Genomic DNA, 19,403 nt, shown 5'->3' on the forward strand with positions numbered 1-19,403 from the left:
TGGCTGGAGACGGTTGACCAAGTCTAGCGCCGGGCACTGACACGACGGGCGGGGGCACTAGCATGTGGAGCCATGGCCCCCGAGAATCCCGCGCAGCATTACTTCGTGTCCGACCCGTCCGTCGCGGAGAAACCGCGGCGGATCACCGTGGAGCTGCGGGGCCGCACCGTGGACGTGGGGACGGCCGCGGGGGTCTTCTCCCCCTCGGACCTGGACAAGGGAACCGCCGCGCTGCTGCGCAACGTGCCCGATCCGCACGGGCGGAACCTGCTCGACATCGGGTGCGGGTGGGGGCCGATCACCCTGGCCCTCGCGCTCGCTGCACCGAGTGCCACGGTCACCGCGGTGGACGTCAACGAACGCAGCCTGCGTCTGACTGCGGCAAACGCGCGGGAGCTGGGTCTCACGGGCGTGGAGACCCATCGGCCCGAAGACGTACCCGCGGATCGTACGTTCGACACCATCTGGTCCAACCCGCCGATCCGCGTGGGGAAGCAGGAACTACACGACATCCTCATGATGTGGCTCCCCCGCCTCGCGCCCGGTGGTACGGCGTGGCTCGTGGTACAGAAGAACCTGGGTGGGGACTCACTGCAGCGCTGGCTCGCGGCCACCCTGGGTGAGGGGTATTGCGTGGACCGGGCCGCAACCGATAAAGGCTTCCGCGTCATCACCGTCCAGCGCGCCTGAGGCGCGCGGAGGCACGCATGCCGGGCCGGGAACCGGGGTCGTGTGTACGGCGTTGGAACCTATACCCCCGGGCGTTGGGTCGGAAACAGCAGCCAGGGGTGCCGCTCGGGGAGCCGGCGCGCAGCGTCGTCGTCGGACGATGCATGCAACAGGGCCGCGCGGCGAGGCCCTCCCGACTCAGCCCACCACGGCACGAACGCGACCGACTCAGACGAGCTCGGCGGTGGCCACCACGCGCACCGGACCCGTGAGGACGACATGCTCGGTGCCGTCCGGGGCGGGCACGAATGTCACGGACAGCACGCCCCCGGGGACGCGCACGAACCAGCGGTCCGGGGAGTCGGGACCGCCCCAGAACCGGGTGGCCGCCGCGGCCGCGCACGCGCCCGTGCCGCACGAGTACGTCTCGCCGACACCCCGTTCGTGGACGCGCATCTCGAGGCGACCGAACTCGGAATCGCCGTCGTCCGAGGGCACCACGAACTCCACGTTGGTCCCCTCGGGAGGGGTGGGTTCCACGACGGGCGCGGTGTGTAGGTCCAGCCCGTCCAACTTCTCGCCCTCGGACAGGGCCACGACCGTGTGGGGATTGCCCATGCTGATGGACACCCCCGGGCGCGGGACCGTGAGGCCCTCCGCATTCACGAGGCAATCCGAACCGCGCTCGCGCGCGGCATCCCCATCCTCGAAGCTCCACGGACCCATGTCCACGGCGTAGCCGTCGGACGTACGCCCCACGGTGCGCATCCCCGCGCGCGTGCCGATGCGCAGTTGGGAACCGCGCGGGAGGCTCACGAGCCCCTCGCGCACGAGGTGGTCCACGAACACCCGCACCCCGTTACCGCACATCTGCGCCACGGAACCGTCCCCGTTGCGGTAGTCCATGAACCACTCGACGTCCGGGTGCGCTTCGGCGAGCTCGCCGGCATCGGCCACGTGCTCGGTGCGCACGGCGCGGATCAGGCCGTCACCGCCCAGCCCGAGGTGTCGGTCGCACACCGCCGCGACCGTGTCCGGTGAGACGTCCAGGGTGCCGTCCCGGTCCGTGAAGACCACGAAGTCGTTTCCCGTGCCGTGCGCCTTGGTCACGCGCACGCCCGCCAGTTCCTGCCAGTTCACGCTGCCTACCGTCCCCTCGGTCGTGTCAGTCATCGCCGCCATCATACTGAGCCCGGACGACGTCCATTGCCCGTTCCGGCAGCGCGGACGGTCCCGCGGGGTCGTCCGCGCGCAACCAGTGCACGCGAGGATCCGCCCGGAACCACGTGCGCTGGCGCTTCACGAACCTGCGGGTGGCGGTCACGGTCTCGTCCCGGGCGCGCTCGAGCGTACTCGTGCCGTCGAGCACCGCGAGCAACTGGGGGTACCCCAGGGCCTTCCCGGCGGTGGGGCTCTTGCGCAGCCCCCGGGCCGCGAGCGCTCGTACCTCGTCCAGCCACCCCCGCTCAAGCATGGTGTCCACGCGGCGGGCCACCCGCTCGTTAAGCACGTCCCGCTCCATGGCGAGACCGATCTGCACCGTGGGCCGCACGTACCGGCGCTCGGGCATGAACGACGTGAAGGGCCGTCCGGTCAGCCGATGCACCTCGATCGCCCGGACCAGTCTGCGGTCGTCCTTGACCGTGGCCGCCGATTCGGGATCCACGTCCGCGAGCCGCTGCAGCATGCGGGCGTGCCCGTGCTCGTGCAGCTCGGCTTCGACCCGCGCTCGCAGCTGCGGATCGGTTCCGGGGAATTCGATGTGGTCGAGCACCGCGCGCACGTACAGTCCCGAGCCGCCCACGAGGACGGGCACGTTGCCGCGTTCCTCGATCTCGGCGATGACGGTGCGAGCGCGAGTCTGGAACGCGGCGACCGACGCTTCCTCGTGCAGGTCCAAGATGTCGAGCAGGTGGTGCGGCACTCCCCCGCGTTCCTCCGGGGGCAGCTTGGCGGTCCCGATGTCCATGCCCCGGTAGAACTGCAGGGCGTCCGCGTTGACGATCTCCCCGCCCACGCGCTGGGCGATCGCGATCCCGAGGTCCGACTTCCCGGTCCCCGTGGGCCCCACGACCGCCACGACCGGGCGTTGTGTCCCCCGGGTCATACCGTGCTCAGGGCTTCCGCAGCGACGGCATGCCCAGCCCCACGGCGGCGGGTTTGCCCGACGACGACGGCGCACCACACGATTCCGCCTGAGCGGCCTCCCACGCATCCCCGCCGTGGGAGCGCCGTACGCTGTACTCGTTCGCGTCCCGCGGGTCCGCGAGCAGGTGGTACGTGGCGGCCCCGGTCACCGGAACCGTGACGAAATCTCCCGGGCGCGGTTGTGCGGCTCCGTCCGGGACACTGAAGTGCACGAGCCGCTGATCCGGGCCCCGCCCGCTCAGTCGGTGCGTGGCTTCCGATTTACGGCCCGATTGGGCGCTCACGAGCACCTCCGTGCGCGCGCCCACGAGCTCGCGGTTCAACTCCGCGCTGATCCGGTCCTGCAGGGCGGTCAACCGTTCGAAGCGTTCCTGCACCACGGGGGCGGGGACCTGGTTCGCCATCTCCCCGGCGGGAGTGCCCGGGCGCACCGAATACTGGAAGGTGAACGCGGAGGAGAACCGGGAGGCCTCCACGACGTCCAGGGTGTCCTGGAAGTCCTGCTCGGTCTCCCCTGGGAAGCCCACGATGATGTCGGTGGTGATCGCGGCGTGCGGGATCCGCTCACGCACCCGGTCCAGGATGCCCAGGAACTTCTTGGAACGGTACGAGCGCCGCATGTCCTTGAGGATCCGGTCCGAACCGGACTGCAGCGGCATGTGCAACTGAGGCATCACGTTGGGGGTCTCCGCCATGGCATCGATCACGTCGTCCGTGAAGGCCGCGGGGTGCGGACTCGTGAAGCGCACCCGCTCCAACCCCTGGATGTCCCCGCAGGCGCGCAGCAGTTTGGCGAACGCCCCGCGGTCACCGAACTCCACGCCGTACGAGTTCACGTTCTGCCCCAGCAGGGTCACTTCCACCGCACCGGAGTCCACGAGCGCCTGGACTTCGGCGAGGATGTCCCCGGGACGGCGGTCCTTCTCCTTGCCGCGCAGTTGGGGGACGATGCAGAACGTACACGTGTTGTTGCACCCCACCGAGATGGACACCCACCCCGCATAGGCCTGTTCCCGCTTGGTCGGCAGTGCCGACGGGAACGTCTCGAGGGCTTCCAGGATTTCCACCTGGGCCTGCTCGTTGTGCCGAGCGCGTTCCAGCAGGACCGGCAGGGACCCGATGTTGTGGGTCCCGAAGACCACGTCCACCCACGGGGCCTTATCGACGATGGTGGCGCGGTCCTTCTGGGCGAGGCAGCCGCCCACCGCGATCTGCAACCGTTCGTTGCGCCGCTTGACGGGGGCCAGCTGACCCAGCTGGCCGTACAGCTTGTTGTCCGCGTTCTCTCGGACGGCACACGTGTTGAACACGACCAGGTCCGGATCACGGTTCACCGCGGGAACGTATCCGGCGCTCTCGAGCAGTCCCGTGATGCGCTCGGAGTCGTGGGCGTTCATCTGGCATCCGAGAGTGCGCACTTCGTAGGCGGGTGCATCGGTGGCGATCACGGGTTCCTGCACGGCATGGGGCATCTGAGTCACCTCACCATTTTAGGGACGCGGTCAAATTGCTGGAACTCGGCCGTCCACGGCCAAAGGGGCACCGATCAGGGCGTGTCCCACACATGGGCGCCGTCCGGATCCGGCCGATCGCGCCCGCCCACTGTGGACCCGCCCGCGGCGTACTCATCTCCCGAGGACCCGTCTCCCGGGAACCCGTCTGCGGAGAACTCGTCACCGGCGAACTCCTCCGATTCGAACTCCTCCGCCGAGGACTCCAGCGCGCCCAGCTCCTCCTTGACCACGGCGAACGCGAGTCCCGGCGGATACCCCTTGCGTCCGAGCATGCTCACGAGCCTGCGGGTCAGCCGGTCGCGTTCCTTGCGGTCCGACGGGTCCAAGGAGGCGGGCAACTTCTTGCGCACGAGGACGTGGGCGTCCCGCAGTTCGTCGTGGTCGGAACGCTGTTCAAGGGCCTCGTCCGCGATCTCACCCGTGATCCCGCGCTGCGCGAGTTCCCGGCGCAGAGCCGAGCGGGACAACCGGCGGGTCTCGGCGCGGGACCTGACGAACATCCCCGCGTAGGCCCGGTCGTCCACGAGGTTCACTTCCTCGAACCGGTCGAGCACCTCCCGGGCGACGTCCTCGGGGACGTTGCGGTCCGCGAGTTTGTCCTCGAGCTGGCGCCGCGACTTGGCCGATGCGCTCAACTGGCGCAGGACGATCGCGCGGGCGACCTCGCGGGGATCGGCCTCCGCCTCACCCGGTGACTCCGCGGACGCGGGCGGCGCCGCCGGGCCCCAATGGGAATCGGAGGCCCGGCGGCGCCGGGAGCTATAGCGTTCGGACTCAGTCATGAAGGGACGGCGTCAGCTCAGAATGCCGGAAGTTCGGTCTCGTCCTTGGCCGGTGCGAACGGGGCATCCGGATCCAGGTCCTGGGGATCGTCGCCGAACCCCTCCGTGTCCTGGGAGGCCTGGTCCGGGTCCTCGCTGATCCCGAGCTTGACCAGGATCTTGCGTTCGATCTCCTGGGCGAGTTCTGGGTTGTCCTTGAGGAAGCGGCGCGAGTTCTCCTTGCCCTGGCCGAGCTGGTCCCCCTCGTAGGTGAACCACGCACCGGACTTCTTCACGATGCCGTGTTCCACGCCCATGTCGATCAGGCCGCCCTCGATGGAGATGCCCTGACCGTAGAGGATGTCGAACTCGGCCTGCTTGAAGGGCGGGGCCATCTTGTTCTTGACGATCTTGGCGCGGGTGCGGTTACCCACGGGGTTCGCACCGTCCTTGAGGGTCTCGATCCGGCGGACGTCCACGCGCACGGAGGCGTAGAACTTCAGCGCCTTACCACCCGTGGTGGTCTCCGGGGAGCCGAAGAACACGCCGATCTTCTCGCGCAGCTGGTTGATGAAGATCGCGGTGGTGTTGGTGTGGGACAACCGACCCGTGATCTTACGCAGAGCCTGGGACATCAACCGGGCTTGCAGACCCACGTGGCTGTCGCCCATTTCGCCCTCGATCTCCGCCTTAGGCACGAGGGCCGCCACGGAGTCGATCACGATGATGTCGATGGAGCCCGAACCCACGAGCATGTCCATGATCTCGAGCGCCTGCTCACCGGTGTCCGGCTGGGACACCAGCAGGTTGTCCGTGTCCACACCGAGCTTCTCGGCGTAGACCGGGTCCAGCGCGTGCTCGGCGTCGATGAAGGCGGCGATCCCGCCGGCCTTCTGGACGCTGGCCACGGCGTGCAGGGCCACGGTGGTCTTACCCGAGGATTCCGGGCCGTAGATCTCCACGACACGGCCGCGGGGGAACCCGCCGATACCCAGTGCGACGTCCAGCGCGATGGAACCGGTGGGGATGGTCTCAATCTTGCTGGCGGGGCGATCCCCCAGCCGCATGACCGATCCCTTGCCATAATTCTTGTCGATCTGGGACAGGACGGTGTCCAGTGCCTTCTGACGATCGGATCCGGCCACCTGAGAGGGTGCCGGTGCGCCCTTGGACTTGGCTGCCATGTTTCACCTCGGTTCTCGGGGGCCGGGGCGGCCCTGTCGATGTCTTCGCGTTCCACGGTACAAAGGGGGTCCGACAGCCATAAGCGACCGGACGGGTTGTGGAGCGCGCGTGAGCTCATTCGAATATACCTTCGAAGACGGCGTGGCGCACGCCGCCCACGGCGAACTCAGCGCCGGGGCGGTTGATCGGGACCCCACCACCGGGACTCGGGGATCTCCTGGGCGCGGCACACCGCGAACCACACCGTCTTGGGGTCCGTCCCGGACTCGAGGGCCTCCGCGGCCGTGCGCTCACCCAACTCGGTTAAAACGAGATCCCGAGCGAGAACCCGGCTGTACGCCGCCCCGAATTCGTGGGACATCAGGTCCCAGAACGCACTGACTCGCATGAACAACTTCTCCTCGGTATCGACGCTGCATAGATCCGCTAACTCTCCACGCTGTGCGGACCCCACGGTGCTGCAACGAGCAACGGACCCGCCCACCGGGCGGGTCCGTTCGTTGGTCTGGTGGACCGCGGCCGACTCGGCCGCAGCGAGCGGGGTCTGACTCAGTGCGCGCCGGCGGCGGTGCCACCGCGCAACTGACGCATCTCCCGCGTGAACTCCTCCGTGAGCTCGGACGGCACGGTGTCAGGGATGAACGTGCCCTCGGCGTAGGCGAGACGATCCGCGACCTCGCGCAGCATCTGGGACATGGGGATGTCCAGTGCCGCACAGATGGACGCGAGCAATTCGGAGGAGGCTTCCTTTTGTCCTCGCTCCACCTCGCTCAGGTACCCCAGCGAGACGCGGGCACTGTGCGAGACCTCGCGCAGTGTCCGGCCCTGACGCTGGCGGACGTTGCGCAGCACCTCGCCTATCTCCTGACGCAGGACACCGACCTTGACATCATTGGTTTTCCCGTGAGCTTCATCGGACACACCCACGTCCTTCCAACGGACAACACCATTGACAGACACGGGTTGCTTCGTCATGTGAATTGCTTCTCCTCGTACGAATTGACGGGGCCTTCTGCATCGCTGACGACGCAGTGGTCGAGGCCTCTTGAGCCCATCGGGCTCAACCTCTGATATCCATAACGGGCTTACGTGTTCGATTGTTCCCGCTCGGCGGCCTAAAAACACTAGGCGTTGGCTGGGAATGAGATTTGAGTCGTCAATGCGTCAAGCGCGCGGCCCACGGTGGCTTGCCGGATCTCGGCCCGGTCACCGCTGAGATCCAAACGCTCCACCCGCTCCACACCCGGACCCGCGATCCCCACGAAGGCGGTTCCCACGGGGTGTCCGTCGTGCGGTTCCGGCCCGGCGACCCCGGTGGTGGACACGGCCCAGTCCACGCCCAGGCGCTCGCGCGCACCGCGGGCCATGGCCACCGCGACCTGCGGGTCCACCGCGCCGCGTTCCTCGAGCAGCTCGTGGGACACACCCAGCACGCGTTCCTTGACGGCGTGCGAGTAGCTCACGACCGCTCCCTCGAAACACGCCGAGGCACCCGCCACGGTCACGATCGCGGATGCGAGCGCGCCCCCGGTGAGAGATTCGGCCGTGCCCACCGTGACCCCGCGAGCGACGGCGCGGCGCACGAGCTCCGCGGCGTCGTACCCCGGCCGGTTCTCTGTCACGCCGCATCCCCGCGCACGGCCCGGTTGCGCAACTGCACGGCCTTGATCACGTAGTCGATGCCCGTGATCACGGTGGCGAGCAACGCGAGCGCGGTGAGCACCCATGCGAACCACAGCCACCACTGCCCCACGAAGGGGGTGAGCGGCAGCAGCAGGGCGATCAGCGCCGCGGTCTGCAGGACGGTCTTGGTCTTGCCGCCCTTGGACGCGGCCATCACGCCGTAGCGGATCACCACGAATCGCATGAGCGTGATGCCCCACTCGCGCACCAGGATCACGATCGTGACCCACCACCACAGCTCCCCGAGCATGGATAGCACCACGAACGCGGCACCCGTGAGCAGTTTGTCCGCGATGGGATCGGCGATCTTGCCGAAACTCGTGATGAGGTTGCGCGCCCGGGCGATGTCCCCGTCGAGCTTGTCCGTGAGCATCGCGAGCCCGAACGTGACCACGGCGGCCCAGCGCATGCCCATGGAGTCCTGGCCGTGGGTCCCCCCGGCCACCAGGAACCACACGAAGAACGGGACCATCACGATCCGCAGTGCCGTCAGGGCATTCGGCAGGTTCCAGTTGGAGGCGTTGGGGGCGGGCGCCCCGGGCGCCGCCGCGCCGTCGTTAACCGTCATCGTCCCGTCAACTCCCATGCATCCTCGGATTGGTCGGACCCGTCGTGGTAGTCGTGGGCCACGTTCGACAGCGACGCCGCCACGAGGTCCTCGCCGGACGCCGACGCCGCGAGCGCACCGTCTGCGGCGGCCGGTGTACTCTGCGCGGGTGGTTCCTCGCCGCGGATCAGGGCGAGGGTCGCGGCGAGGTCATCCGGCTTGACGAGGACGTCACGTGCCTTGGACCCCTCGGACGCCCCGACCACGCCGCGTGACTCGAGCAGGTCCATGAGCCGCCCGGCCTTCGCGAAACCCACGCGCAGCTTGCGCTGGAGCATGGACGTGGACCCGAACTGCGTGGTGATGATCAGCTCGGCGGCCTGCAGCAGGACGTCGAGGTCGTCCCCGATGTCCTCGTCGATCGTCTTCTTGGGCGCTTCCTGCACGACGTCGTCGCGGTAGTGCGTGCTCATCTGCGACTTCACGTGCTCCACGACCTTGTGGATCTCCGACTCGGAGACCCACGCGCCCTGCACACGCATGGGCTTGGACGCGCCCATGGGCAGGAACAGGGCGTCACCCTGGCCGATCAGCTTCTCCGCGCCGGGCTGGTCCAGCACCACGCGGGAGTCGGTGACCGAGGACGTCGCGAACGCCATCCGGGACGGGACGTTGGCCTTGATCAGACCGGTCACGACGTCCACCGAGGGCCGCTGCGTGGCGAGCACGAGGTGGATGCCTGCGGCACGCGCGAGCTGGGTGATCCGCACGATCGCGTCCTCGACGTCCCGCGGGGCCACCATCATGAGGTCCGCGAGCTCGTCCACGATCACGAGCAGGTACGGGTAGGGGCGGATGGTGCGCTTGGACCCGGGTTCGGGTTGCACCTTCCCGTTGCGCACGGCCTTGTTGAAGTCGTCGATGTGCTTGTACCCGAAGTGGGAGAGGTCGTCGTAGCGCGCATCCATCTCCCGCACGACCCACTGCAGGGCCTCGGCGGCCTTCTTGGGGTTGGTGATGATCGGGGTGATCAGGTGCGGCACGCCCTCGTACGCGGTGAGTTCCACACGCTTGGGGTCCACCATGACCAGGCGCACCTCGTCCGGGGTGGAGCGCATGAGGATCGAGACGATCATGGAGTTCACGAACGAGGACTTACCCGCACCGGTAGCACCGGCCACGAGCATGTGCGGCATCTTGGCGAGATTCGCGAGCACGAAGCCGCCCTCCACGTCCTTGCCCACGCCCATGATCATGGGGTGTTCGGACGCCCGGGCCTTCTGCGAGCGCAGCACGTCCCCCAGCGCCACGGTCTCACGATCCGTGTTGGGGATCTCGATGCCGATCGCGGACTTGCCCGGGATGGGCGAGAGGATCCGTACGTCCGCAGACGCCACCGCGTACGCGATGTTCTTGGACAGCGCCGTGACGCGCTCCACCTTGGTCCCGGAGCCCAGTTCGATCTCGTAGCGCGTGACCGTGGGCCCGCGCGAGAAGCCGGTGACCTCGGCGTCCACCTTGAACTGTTCGAGCACGCTCGTGAGCGCCCGGACCACCTGGTCGTTCGCCTCGGAGCGTTCCTTGGCGGGCGGGCCCTGCACGAGGTCCGCCACGGGCGGGAGGCTGTAGGCGACGTCGCCCTGCAGCTTGAGCTGCTCGGAGCGGGCCGGGATGGGGGTCGCGGGCGTGTGGGTGCGGGGCTGGGCGTCATCGTCCACCTTGAGGGCGGGCGCGTCCGACGCCGCCGCGGTGTCCGCCGAGGGCGCGATCCCCTGCTCCTCGCGTAATTTCTGGGCGGCGCGCTGGGACTTGGTGGGACGCTTCTCGCCGGGGCGCAAGGCGGCCTCCGGGTTCGGGATCGCGTCGGTGTCCTGGACCTCGGACGCCGCGGTGGAGCCCGCCGCCTGCGCGGCGTCGCGCACGGAGGAGGACCCACCGGCAGAACCCCGGCGCGCGGAGCGCTCCGCGTGCGAGCCGACGTCGAACACGCTCGTCGATCCCGCGTCCCGTGCCTCGCGGCGGTTGGCCTCGCCCACGACAGCGCGCTCGAACGCCTCGTCACCGTCGTAGCGTTCCAGCTCGTGGCGCTGCTTGCGTCGCTCGGAGCGCCGGGAGCGCTTCTCGCGTGTGGGCCGGGTGGGATCGAGGTAGGAGCGGTCGTGCGCGGGATCGGTGACGTCGGTCGCGCGGGGCTCGTACTGGCCCGTGAGACGGCGGTAGAGCTCGCGCAAGCGCGGCCCGATCTCCCCCACGGGCGTGGCGGTCATGACGAGCACGGCCAACGCCGCGAGCAGCACGAACACCGCGAGCGCGCCCCATCGGGTGATCAGGGCCGCCAACGGGTCCGCGGCCAGGAAGCCCACGAAACCACCCGCGCGCCACACGGCGTCGAACCCGTCACCCAGACCGGGCGCGCCGCCCAGCAGGTGCGCGGTGCCCGCGCCGGCGACGGACAGCGCGAGCAGACCGATCGCGATGCGGTTGTTGGCCTGCGTGGCCTCGGGGTGACGGAAGACGCGGATCGCGAAGAAGAAGCAGAAGATGGGCAGCACGAGGGCCATGAACCCGAAGGTCCCGCCCACGATCGCGTGCACCCAGGACGCGGGGATCGCCACGAGCGCGAGGTCCACGCCGCGCAGGTTCCACCACTCGACCGCGGCGATCACGACGGCGAGCACGAGCCACACGAGCGCACCACCGTCGCGGCGCTGTTCGGGAGCCATGTCCGTGCGCACGGTCCCCACGCGGCGCACCGCGGCCCCCACCACGTGTCCGGCGCCGGACCACGCGTTGACCACCCCGTGCAGGGCGGTGGAACCGGCCGAGGGCCCCGTGGATCCGGAGCGTGCGGATGTGGACCGTGCGGGGGCCTTCTTGCCGTTCTTAGGGGAACGCGCGGAACTCGAGGACCTGCCGGAGGCCTTCGAGGAGCGCGCGGGGGAAGTTCGAGACGCCATGCCCCCAGGGTACCCGGACGCGCAGCGGCCCGCCCGGAGTCGGATCCGGGCGGGCCGCTGCGCAGTGCGGTGGTTCGGGGCGTCAGGCCTCGACGACCACGGGCACAATCATGGGCTTGCGCCGCAGCTTGCGGGAGACCCACGAGCCCACGGTGCGCCGCACGATCTGCTGCAACTGGTGGGTCGTGTGGTTTTTGCCGCTCTCGCCGAGCGCGTCCTCGAGGGCCGCGGAGATCCGGGGGCGGATCTCGTTGAACACGGTGTCCTCCTCGGCCACGCCGCGCGCGTGGATGTCCGGGCCGGAGACGATCTTGCCGGTGTCCCGGTTGACCACGGTGATCACGGAGATGAAGCCCTCCTCACCGAGGGTCATGCGGTCCTTGAGGTCCGCGTCCGTGATCTCACCCACGGAGGAGCCGTCCACGTAGATGAACCCGCACTCCACCTGCCCGGTGATCTTGGCCGCGCCGGAATGCATGTCCACCACGGTGCCGTTCTCCGCGAGCAGCACGTGGTCCGCGGGGACGCCGGTTTCCTGGGCCAGGTTGCCGTTGGCGATCAGGTGCCGGATCTCGCCGTGGACCGGCATGACGTACTCGGGTTCCACGATGTTGTAGCAGTACAGCAACTCGCCCGCCCCGGCGTGACCCGAGACGTGGACCTTGGCGTTGCCCTTGTGCACCACCTCCGCGCCCAGGCGCATGAGCCCGTTGATCACGCGGAACACGGAGTTCTCGTTGCCCGGGATCAGGGAGGACGCCAGGATCACGGTGTCCCCCGCGTTGACCTGGACCTTGTGGTCCCCGTTGGCCATGCGGGACAGCGCGGCCATGGGCTCACCCTGGGAACCGGTGCACATGATGACGATCTGGTCGTCCCGGTAGTCGCCCACCTTCTTCTGGTCCACGAGCACGTTGGGCGGCACGTCCAGGTACCCGAGCTTCTCGGCGATCGCCATGTTGCGGATCATGGATCGGCCCATCAGGACGACCTTGCGACCACTGGCCACGGCGGCGTCGAGCACCTGCTGCACGCGGTGGACGTGGGAGGAGAACGACGCCACGATGACGCGCTGCTTGGCGCGGGCGACCACGTCTGCGAGCACGGGACCGATGGCCTTCTCGGACGCGATGAACCCGGGAACCTCGGCGTTGGTGGAGTCCGTGAGGAACAGGTCCACACCCTCCTCGCCCAGGCGGGCGAAGTGACGCAGGTCCGTGATCCGCCCGTCCAGGGGCAGCTGGTCCATCTTGAAGTCACCGGTGTGCAGCACGGTCCCGGCCTTGGTGCGCAGGAACACTGCCAGGGCGTCCGGGATGGAGTGGTTCACGGCCACGAATTCGCACTCGAACTCACCGAGGCGCTCCACCTGGCCCTCGCGCACGGCCATGGTGAAGGGCTTGATCCGGTGCTCCTGCAGCTTGGCCTCGATCAACGCGAGCGTGAGCTGCGAGCCCAGGATGGGGATGTCCGGGCGGCGCTTGAGCAGGTACGGGACCGCGCCGATGTGGTCCTCGTGCCCGTGGGTGAGCACGATCGCGACGATGTCGTCGAGGCGCTCACGGATGTGGTTGATGTCCGGCAGGATCAGGTCCACGCCGGGCTGGGTTTCCTCGGGGAACAGGACACCGCAGTCGACCACGAGCAGCTGCCCGTTGATCTCGAACACGGTCATGTTCCGACCGACCTCGCCCAGACCGCCCAGGGGGATGACTCGCAGGGTGTCCTTCGCGAGTGCCGACGGTTCGGAGAGGTCGGTGGTGTTCCAATGGGTCATGAGACCCCTTTCATCTCAGGTGGTCAGCGTGTCAGCGATGACCGACGTGCTCAGGTCCGAGCGGATCTGCTCCAGCTCGGCCTGTGTGGGTGTCACGTGCGGCAAGCGCACCGTGTTGTTCGGCAGGCGGCCCTGCCAATGAAGAATGGTCTTCGCGGCCACGGCCCCGGGGATCCGGGTCATGGTGGCACGCACGAGCGGCAACAACTCCTCGTTGAGCCGCTGCGCGGTCTCGAGGTCCCCCGCCAGGGAGGCGTCCACGAGTTGGCGGTAGCGCGGGGTGTCGATGTGGGTGGTCACACCCACGAGCCCGGACGCGCCGAGCGCGATCCACGGGAGGGTGAGACCGTCGTCGCCGGAGTAGAAGAGCAGGTCCGTCTCGGCCATGACCCGGGCGGCGGCCATGAAGTCCGCCTTGGCGTCCTTGACGGCCACGATGTTCGGGTGGGAGGCCAGGGAGATCATGGTCTCGGGCTCGATCGGGATCCCCGAGCGCCCGGGGATGTCGTACACCATGACGGGCGTGTCCACGGAGTCCGCAAGCGAACGGAAGTGCGCCTCGACCCCCGCCTGGCTGGGCTTGTTGTAGTACGGGGTGACGATCAGCAGGCCGTCCATCCCGATCTTCTGCGCCTCGAGGCACAGGAAGCGAGAGTGCTCGGTGTCGTTCGAACCGGTCCCCGCGAGCAGCGGTACGCGCCCGCCCACGGCATCCTTGACGGCACGGAAGACCGAAAGGTTCTCCTGGTCGGTCATAGTGGAGTACTCACCGGTGGTGCCGCACACCACCAGACCGTCACAACCGTCGTCCACGAGTTGCTCGGCGAGGCGACCCGTGGCCTCGAGATCCACCGAGCCGTCGTCGTGGAAGACCGTGACCATGGCGGTGAGCAGGGACCCGAACATGGGCGCGGACCGCTGCGTCCGCGCAGGTGCGCTGTCGTGTGTCATATCCACAGGTTACCGCCCAGAGCGGGCGAGCACCGTTTCCGGATCCGTCCCCCGATGTAGGGCTATGGCGGTGCGCATGGACCTGCGGGCCCGCCGGCCGTCGCCGCTCGCGGAGTACGCGAGGCTCAGTCGGTACCACCCGCCCCAGTCTGCGGGGAACGCCTCGACCTCGCGGCGCACGACGTCGAAGTGCTCGTCCGCGGCGGCCCGCACGTACCGTCCGGACGGGGTCCTCGGCAGATCGTCCGCGGGAAGCTCACCGCGCGCGGCGAGTTCCCGGCCGAGGCGTTCTGTGCGGGCGCCGAAGACGATCTCGCGCACCATGGCCCACGTGCCCACCGCGGGGATCACGAGCATGGCCACGCCCAGCAGGGTGGGCAGCCAGCCCCCCGTGCCGAGCAACAGGACCGCCCGGTGGAAGGCCAAGGCGAGGTACAGGGCCAGCAGCCCGATCATGAGCGCGGCCAGGATACGACCCTTCGCACCCACCTCGAGCACGGTGAATACCGCGGCGAACGCGAACATGGCGACGAGCCAGATCTTGGAGCCCACGGAGATCGGCAGGATAAGCACCGTGATCACGAGCAGCACGATCACGGCCGTGGCCCACCAGCGCAGACCGGAGAAGGAACGGGCGCGGCTCACAGCCCCAGGTCCATGTAGCCGTCCAAGCCGTGGGTCAGCCCCGGGTGCTTCGCGACCGAGCGCACGCCCAACAGCACACCCGTCATGAAGGACACGCGGTCGAAGGAATCGTGGCGCACGGTCAGCTGCTCCCCCGTGTTGCCCAGCAGGGTCTCCTGGTGGGCCACGAGCCCGCGTAACCGCACCGAGTGCACGTGCACACCGTCCAGGTCCGCACCGCGTGCGCCGTGCGGATCGGATTCCGTGGCATCCGGCGACGGCGCCACACCGGCCCGTTCGCGCGCGGCGGCCACGAGCGCGGCGGTTCGCGCCGCGGTACCGGACGGGGCGTCGAGCTTCTGGGGGTGGTGCAGCTCCACGATCTCCACGGACTCGAAGAACGCCGCGGCCATCTCGGAGAACTTCATGGCGAGCACCGCACCCACCGCGAAATTGGGGGCGATCAGCACACCCGTGTCCGGGGAATCGGCGAGCCACGACTCGAGCTCGGCCAGAGTGGCGTCGTCCCAGCCCGTGGTCCCCACGACCGCGTGGATACCGTGTTCCACGGCGAAGCGCACGTTCTCCCGCGTGGCGCTCGGGACCGTTAGGTCCACGATCACCTGCGCGCCGGAGCTCACGATCTCCTGCAGGTCGTCACTGCGACCGAGGGCCGCGACGAGTTCCATGTCCGAGGCGTCCGTGATGGCCTTCACTGCCTCGGAGCCCATGCGTCCGTTGCGGCCCAGTACGGCCACCTTGATCTGCTCGTTCATGTGATCCCGCCTCATTCCTGGTTCTGCTCGACGTGCGGCCCCACCACGGTGCGCACCGTGGCGTCCGCGGATAATTGCGCGGCCAGTGTCTGCACGTCCTCGGACGTCACGGCGCGGATGCGCCGCAGGGACTCGTCCACGTCCATGAAGATGCCCGTCTTCAGTTCCGCGGACCCCAGCCGGGACATCCGTGACCCTGTGTCCTCGAGGGCGAGGACCGTGGCACCGCTGAGTTGGCCCTCGACCTTCGCGAGTTCTGCCGCATCCATCCCGTCCTGGGCGAGCCGGTCCAGCTCGGCGCGCATGAGCTCGCTGACCTGGTCCACGCGCTCGCCCGTGCACCCCGCGTACATCCCGAAGAACCCGGCGTCCGAGTAGGAGCCCGAGAAGGAGAACGTGGAGTACGCGAGCCCCTTCTGCTCCCGGATGGTGTGGAACAACCGCGAGGACATCCCGCCACCCAGGGCGGCGTTGAGCACGGTCATCGCGAAGCGACGCTCGTCCCCCGACTGCAGTCCGGCGCCGCCCAGCACCACGTGGGCCTGCTCGACCGGGCGCTCGAACGTGTGGGTCCCCACCAGGGGCGTCAGCTGCGCCGGCGAGGAGTCCCGCCGGGCACCGGCGTGACCGGTCGCGTCCGGGTCCCAGCCCGCGCGGGCCAAGGACTCGCGCACGAGTTCGACGACGCGGTCGTGGTCGAGACCCCCGGCCACCGTGACCACGAGGTTCTCGGGGCGGTAGGAGCCGCGGTAGTGCTGCCACACCGCGTCACGGGTCACGGAGCGGATCTCCTCGGGGGTGCCCGCGATGGGCCGCGCGAGCGCGGACCCGTGGAGCACCTCGGCGTTGAACTGTTCGAACGCGAAGTCCGTGGGATCGTCCCGGTCCATGGCGATCTCCTCGAGGATCACACCGCGTTCGCGGTCGAACTCCTCGGGGTCCAGGACGGCACCGGTGAACATGTCCGCGAGCACGTCCACCGCCATGGGCAACTGCTCGGAGAGCACCCGTGCGTGGTAGCACGTGTGTTCGTGGGCCGTGAACGCGTTGGACTCCCCGCCCACGCGGTCGAAGGCCTCCGCGATCTCGAGCGAACTGCGCCGGGAGGTGCCCTTGAACAGCAGGTGCTCCAGGAAGTGCGTGGAACCGAGCATGCCCGGGGCCTCGTCACGCGAGCCCAGGCTCACCCAGAACCCCACGGACACCGAACGCTGCCCGGGCATCTTCTCGGTGAGCACCCTGGTCCCGCACGGCAGGACGGTGCGCATGATCACGGCGCCCTCGGCGTCGTCGTGCACCACGTGGGTGAAGCCCGGCGCCTGCGCCGTGGCCGAATAGGCCCGAAGGCGGGCGGCCCCGCCGGAGACGTGCTCCGCGGGATCGCCCGCCCTCAGGGGAAGGTGAACAACTGTCATCTAGTAACGAACACCCTCTGCTCAGTTCTCGTCGTCGGAGGACTCGGCCGGGGCCTCGGACTCGGCCACGACGGGCGCGAGGGACAGCTTGCCGCGGTCGTCCACCTTGGTGATCTCCACCTGGACCTTCTGGCCCACGGACACGACGTCGTCGACCTCGTTGACACGCTTGCTGTCGTTGAGCTTGCGCATCTCGGAGATGTGGAGCAGACCATCCTTGCCCGGGGTCAGGGACACGAACGCACCGAACGTGGTGGTCTTGACCACGGTGCCCAGGTAGCGCTCGCCCACCTCGGGGACCTGCGGGTTGGCGATCGCGTTGATCGCCGAGCGCGCGGCCTCCGCGGAGGGGCCGTCCGTGGCGCCGATGTACACGGTGCCGTCGTCCTCGATGGAGATGTCGGTGCCGGTGTCCTCCTGGATCTGGTTGATCATCTTGCCCTTGGGGCCGATCACCTCACCGATCTTGGACACGGGCACGTTCACCGAGATCACGCGCGGCGCGAACTCGCTCATCTCGTCCGGGGCGTCGATCGCGGAGGTCAGCACGTCCAGGATGTAGAGCCGGGCCTCGCGCGCCTGAGTCAGGGCCGAGGCCAGGACCGAGGCGGGGATACCGTCCAGCTTGGTGTCCAGCTGGATCGCGGTCACGAACTCGGACGTACCGGCGACCTTGAAGTCCATATCACCCAGCGCGTCCTCCGCACCGAGGATGTCGGTCAGGGCCGCGTACTGGACCTCGCCGTTGACGGTGTCGGAGACCAGGCCCATGGCGATACCGGCCACGGGAGCCCGTAGCGGCACACCGGCGTTGTACAGCGACAACGTGGACGCGCACACGGAACCCATGGACGTGGAGCCGTTGGAGCCCAGCGCCTCGGAGACCTGACGGATCGCGTACGGGAACTCCTCCCGGGAGGGCAGCACGGGCGTGATCGCACGCTCGGCGAGCGCGCCGTGACCGATCTCGCGGCGCTTGGGCGAACCCACGCGGCCGGTCTCACCCGTGGAGTACGGAGGGAAGTTGTAGTGGTGGATGTAACGCTTGTGCTTGACCGGGGCCAGCGAGTCGATCTGCTGCTCCAGCTTGAGCATGTTCAGCGTGGTGACACCCATGATCTGGGTCTCGCCGCGCTCGAACAGCGCGGAACCGTGCACGCGCGGGAGCACGTCCACCTCGGCGCTGAGCTGACGGATGTCCGTGAGACCGCGGCCGTCGATGCGCACCTTGTCCTTGAGGATGCGCTGGCGCACGGTCTGCTTGGTCAGGGCCTGGTAGGCACCGTTGACCTCGTCCGCGCGGCCCTCGAAGGCCTTGCCCTCGCCCGTGAGCTCGGCCAGCGTGGACTGGTGCAGTTCGTCGGTCGCGGCCTCGCGCTCCTGCTTGCCGGCGATCGAGTAGACCTCCGCCATGCGCTCGCCCACGAAGTCCTTGACGGCCCCGGCGGCGTCGTCCCCGTACCCGCCGAAGCGAGGCAGGTCCAGCTCGGGCTTGGCGGTGCGGGAGGCGAGATCCGCCTGGGCGTCGCACAGGGCCTTGATGAACGGCTTGGAGGCCTCGAGGCCCTCGGCCACGAGCTCCTCGGTCGGTGCAACCGCGCCCTGGCCCTTGATGAGCTCCCAGGCGTTGTCGGTGGCCTCGGCCTCGACCATCATGATCGCGACGTCCGAGCCGCCGTCCTTGGTGCTCACCACGCGGCCGGCCACGGCCATGTCGAACACGGCGTTCTCCAGCTGCGAGTGCTTAGGGAACGCGATCCACTGATGGGAACCGTTCTCCTGGGCCATGAGCGCCATGCGCACGCCGCCCACGGGGCCCTGGAAGGGCAGCCCGGACAGGGTCGTGGACATGGACGCGGCGTTGATCGCCACGGTGTTGTAGATCTCGTCCGGGGCGATGGACATGACGGTCACGACCACCTGCACCTCGTTGCGCAGGCCCTTGCCGAACGCGGGGCGCAGCGGGCGGTCGATCAGACGGCACGTGAGGATCGCGTCCGTGGACGGGCGACCCTCACGGCGGAAGAACGAACCGGGGATGCGACCCGCGGCGTACATCCGCTCCTCGACGTCCACCGTGAGCGGGAAGAAGTCGAAGCCCTCCCGCGGGTGCTTGCCCACGGCCGTGGCCGAGAGCATGGAGGTCTCTTCGTCGATGTAGACCATGGCCGAACCCGCGGCCTGGCGGGCGAGTCGGCCGGTTTCGAAGCGCACGACGCGCTTGCCGTACGAGCCGTTGTCGATAACGGCTTCTGCACTCTGGATTTCGGGACCCTCCAAGGGTCACCTCCGTTTCTTCGTGGTGCGCGATCCGCGCGACACACCGGTCTTCGATCGAGGCGCTCGCAGCGCGTGAGCGTTGCGAAGGCCACTGTCGAGGACCGCGACATGCAGCG

Annotated in this window: 17 protein-coding genes; 1 reads left to right on the top strand and 16 read right to left on the bottom strand. The window is 68.8% G+C overall.

Translation table 11 applies throughout. The features are described 5' to 3' along the window. Window positions 1-72 precede the first annotated feature (72 nt). Window positions 73-690, top strand: coding sequence for a class I SAM-dependent methyltransferase (locus HBK84_RS08420; RefSeq protein WP_167318647.1), 618 nt, complete (start codon window positions 73-75; stop codon window positions 688-690). 207 nt (window positions 691-897) lie between these two features. Here HBK84_RS08420 and dapF read toward each other — a convergent pair whose 3' ends face one another. The 16 genes from dapF to HBK84_RS08500 all read right to left on the bottom strand — a co-directional run bounded on the left by dapF (window position 898) and on the right by HBK84_RS08500 (window position 19,287). Then, window positions 898-1,842, bottom strand: a complete 945-nt coding sequence (gene dapF / locus HBK84_RS08425; RefSeq protein ID WP_240918907.1) for a diaminopimelate epimerase — start codon at window positions 1,840-1,842, stop codon at window positions 898-900. Further along, window positions 1,835-2,776 (bottom strand): tRNA (adenosine(37)-N6)-dimethylallyltransferase MiaA, encoded by a 942-nt coding sequence (gene miaA, locus HBK84_RS08430; protein ID WP_167318649.1) that lies wholly within the window; start codon window positions 2,774-2,776, stop codon window positions 1,835-1,837. The genes dapF and miaA overlap by 8 nt, the downstream gene beginning before the upstream one ends. A gap of 7 nt (window positions 2,777-2,783) precedes the next feature. Further along, window positions 2,784-4,289 (bottom strand): tRNA (N6-isopentenyl adenosine(37)-C2)-methylthiotransferase MiaB, encoded by a 1,506-nt coding sequence (gene miaB / locus HBK84_RS08435; RefSeq protein ID WP_167319174.1) that lies wholly within the window; start codon window positions 4,287-4,289, stop codon window positions 2,784-2,786. Window positions 4,290-4,363: 74 nt separating this feature from the next. After that, the gene (locus tag HBK84_RS08440) at window positions 4,364-5,113 is read right to left on the bottom strand and encodes a regulatory protein RecX (protein WP_167318650.1); all 750 of its coding nucleotides are present in this window, start codon (window positions 5,111-5,113) and stop codon (window positions 4,364-4,366) included. Between the two features lie 17 nt (window positions 5,114-5,130). After that, entirely contained in the window at window positions 5,131-6,276 is a 1,146-nt protein-coding gene (recA, locus tag HBK84_RS08445) for a recombinase RecA (protein WP_167318651.1), read from the bottom strand. Between the two features lie 167 nt (window positions 6,277-6,443). Beyond that, a complete protein-coding gene (locus HBK84_RS08450) occupies window positions 6,444-6,665 on the bottom strand; it encodes a DUF3046 domain-containing protein (RefSeq protein WP_035963868.1) in 222 nt (73 codons plus the stop codon). A gap of 161 nt (window positions 6,666-6,826) precedes the next feature. Next, the gene (locus HBK84_RS08455; RefSeq protein WP_064845953.1) at window positions 6,827-7,252 is read right to left on the bottom strand and encodes a helix-turn-helix domain-containing protein; all 426 of its coding nucleotides are present in this window, start codon (window positions 7,250-7,252) and stop codon (window positions 6,827-6,829) included. Window positions 7,253-7,401: 149 nt separating this feature from the next. After that, window positions 7,402-7,899 (bottom strand): CinA family protein, encoded by a 498-nt coding sequence (locus HBK84_RS08460; RefSeq protein WP_240918908.1) that lies wholly within the window; start codon window positions 7,897-7,899, stop codon window positions 7,402-7,404. After that, on the bottom strand, window positions 7,896-8,528 hold the full coding sequence (gene pgsA, locus HBK84_RS08465) for a CDP-diacylglycerol--glycerol-3-phosphate 3-phosphatidyltransferase (RefSeq protein ID WP_064845955.1): 633 nt from the start codon (window positions 8,526-8,528) through the stop codon (window positions 7,896-7,898). Before pgsA ends, HBK84_RS08460 begins: the two co-directional genes overlap by 4 nt. Further along, a complete protein-coding gene (locus HBK84_RS08470) occupies window positions 8,525-11,464 on the bottom strand; it encodes a DNA translocase FtsK (protein WP_167318653.1) in 2,940 nt (979 codons plus the stop codon). The genes pgsA and HBK84_RS08470 overlap by 4 nt, the downstream gene beginning before the upstream one ends. A gap of 82 nt (window positions 11,465-11,546) precedes the next feature. Beyond that, complete coding sequence (locus HBK84_RS08475; RefSeq protein ID WP_085106683.1) at window positions 11,547-13,241, bottom strand: ribonuclease J; 1,695 nt, start codon at window positions 13,239-13,241, stop codon at window positions 11,547-11,549. Between the two features lie 15 nt (window positions 13,242-13,256). Further along, window positions 13,257-14,192 carry a 4-hydroxy-tetrahydrodipicolinate synthase gene (gene dapA / locus HBK84_RS08480; protein ID WP_167318654.1) on the bottom strand — a complete coding sequence of 312 codons (936 nt, stop codon included), beginning with the start codon at window positions 14,190-14,192 and terminating at the stop codon, window positions 13,257-13,259. Window positions 14,193-14,201: 9 nt separating this feature from the next. Continuing rightward, window positions 14,202-14,837: a hypothetical protein gene (locus HBK84_RS08485; protein ID WP_144998838.1), complete on the bottom strand. Its 636-nt coding sequence runs from the start codon at window positions 14,835-14,837 to the stop codon at window positions 14,202-14,204. Beyond that, window positions 14,834-15,592, bottom strand: a complete 759-nt coding sequence (gene dapB / locus HBK84_RS08490) for a 4-hydroxy-tetrahydrodipicolinate reductase (RefSeq protein ID WP_167318655.1) — start codon at window positions 15,590-15,592, stop codon at window positions 14,834-14,836. The genes HBK84_RS08485 and dapB overlap by 4 nt, the downstream gene beginning before the upstream one ends. An 11-nt stretch (window positions 15,593-15,603) precedes the next feature. After that, window positions 15,604-17,007 carry a pitrilysin family protein gene (locus HBK84_RS08495; RefSeq protein ID WP_167318656.1) on the bottom strand — a complete coding sequence of 468 codons (1,404 nt, stop codon included), beginning with the start codon at window positions 17,005-17,007 and terminating at the stop codon, window positions 15,604-15,606. Window positions 17,008-17,028: 21 nt separating this feature from the next. After that, window positions 17,029-19,287: a polyribonucleotide nucleotidyltransferase gene (locus tag HBK84_RS08500; protein WP_167318657.1), complete on the bottom strand. Its 2,259-nt coding sequence runs from the start codon at window positions 19,285-19,287 to the stop codon at window positions 17,029-17,031. Window positions 19,288-19,403 lie beyond the last annotated feature (116 nt).

Source organism: Kocuria sp. KD4, from assembly GCF_011769905.1.
GTDB classification, from domain to species: Bacteria; Actinomycetota; Actinomycetes; order Actinomycetales; family Micrococcaceae; genus Kocuria; species Kocuria marina.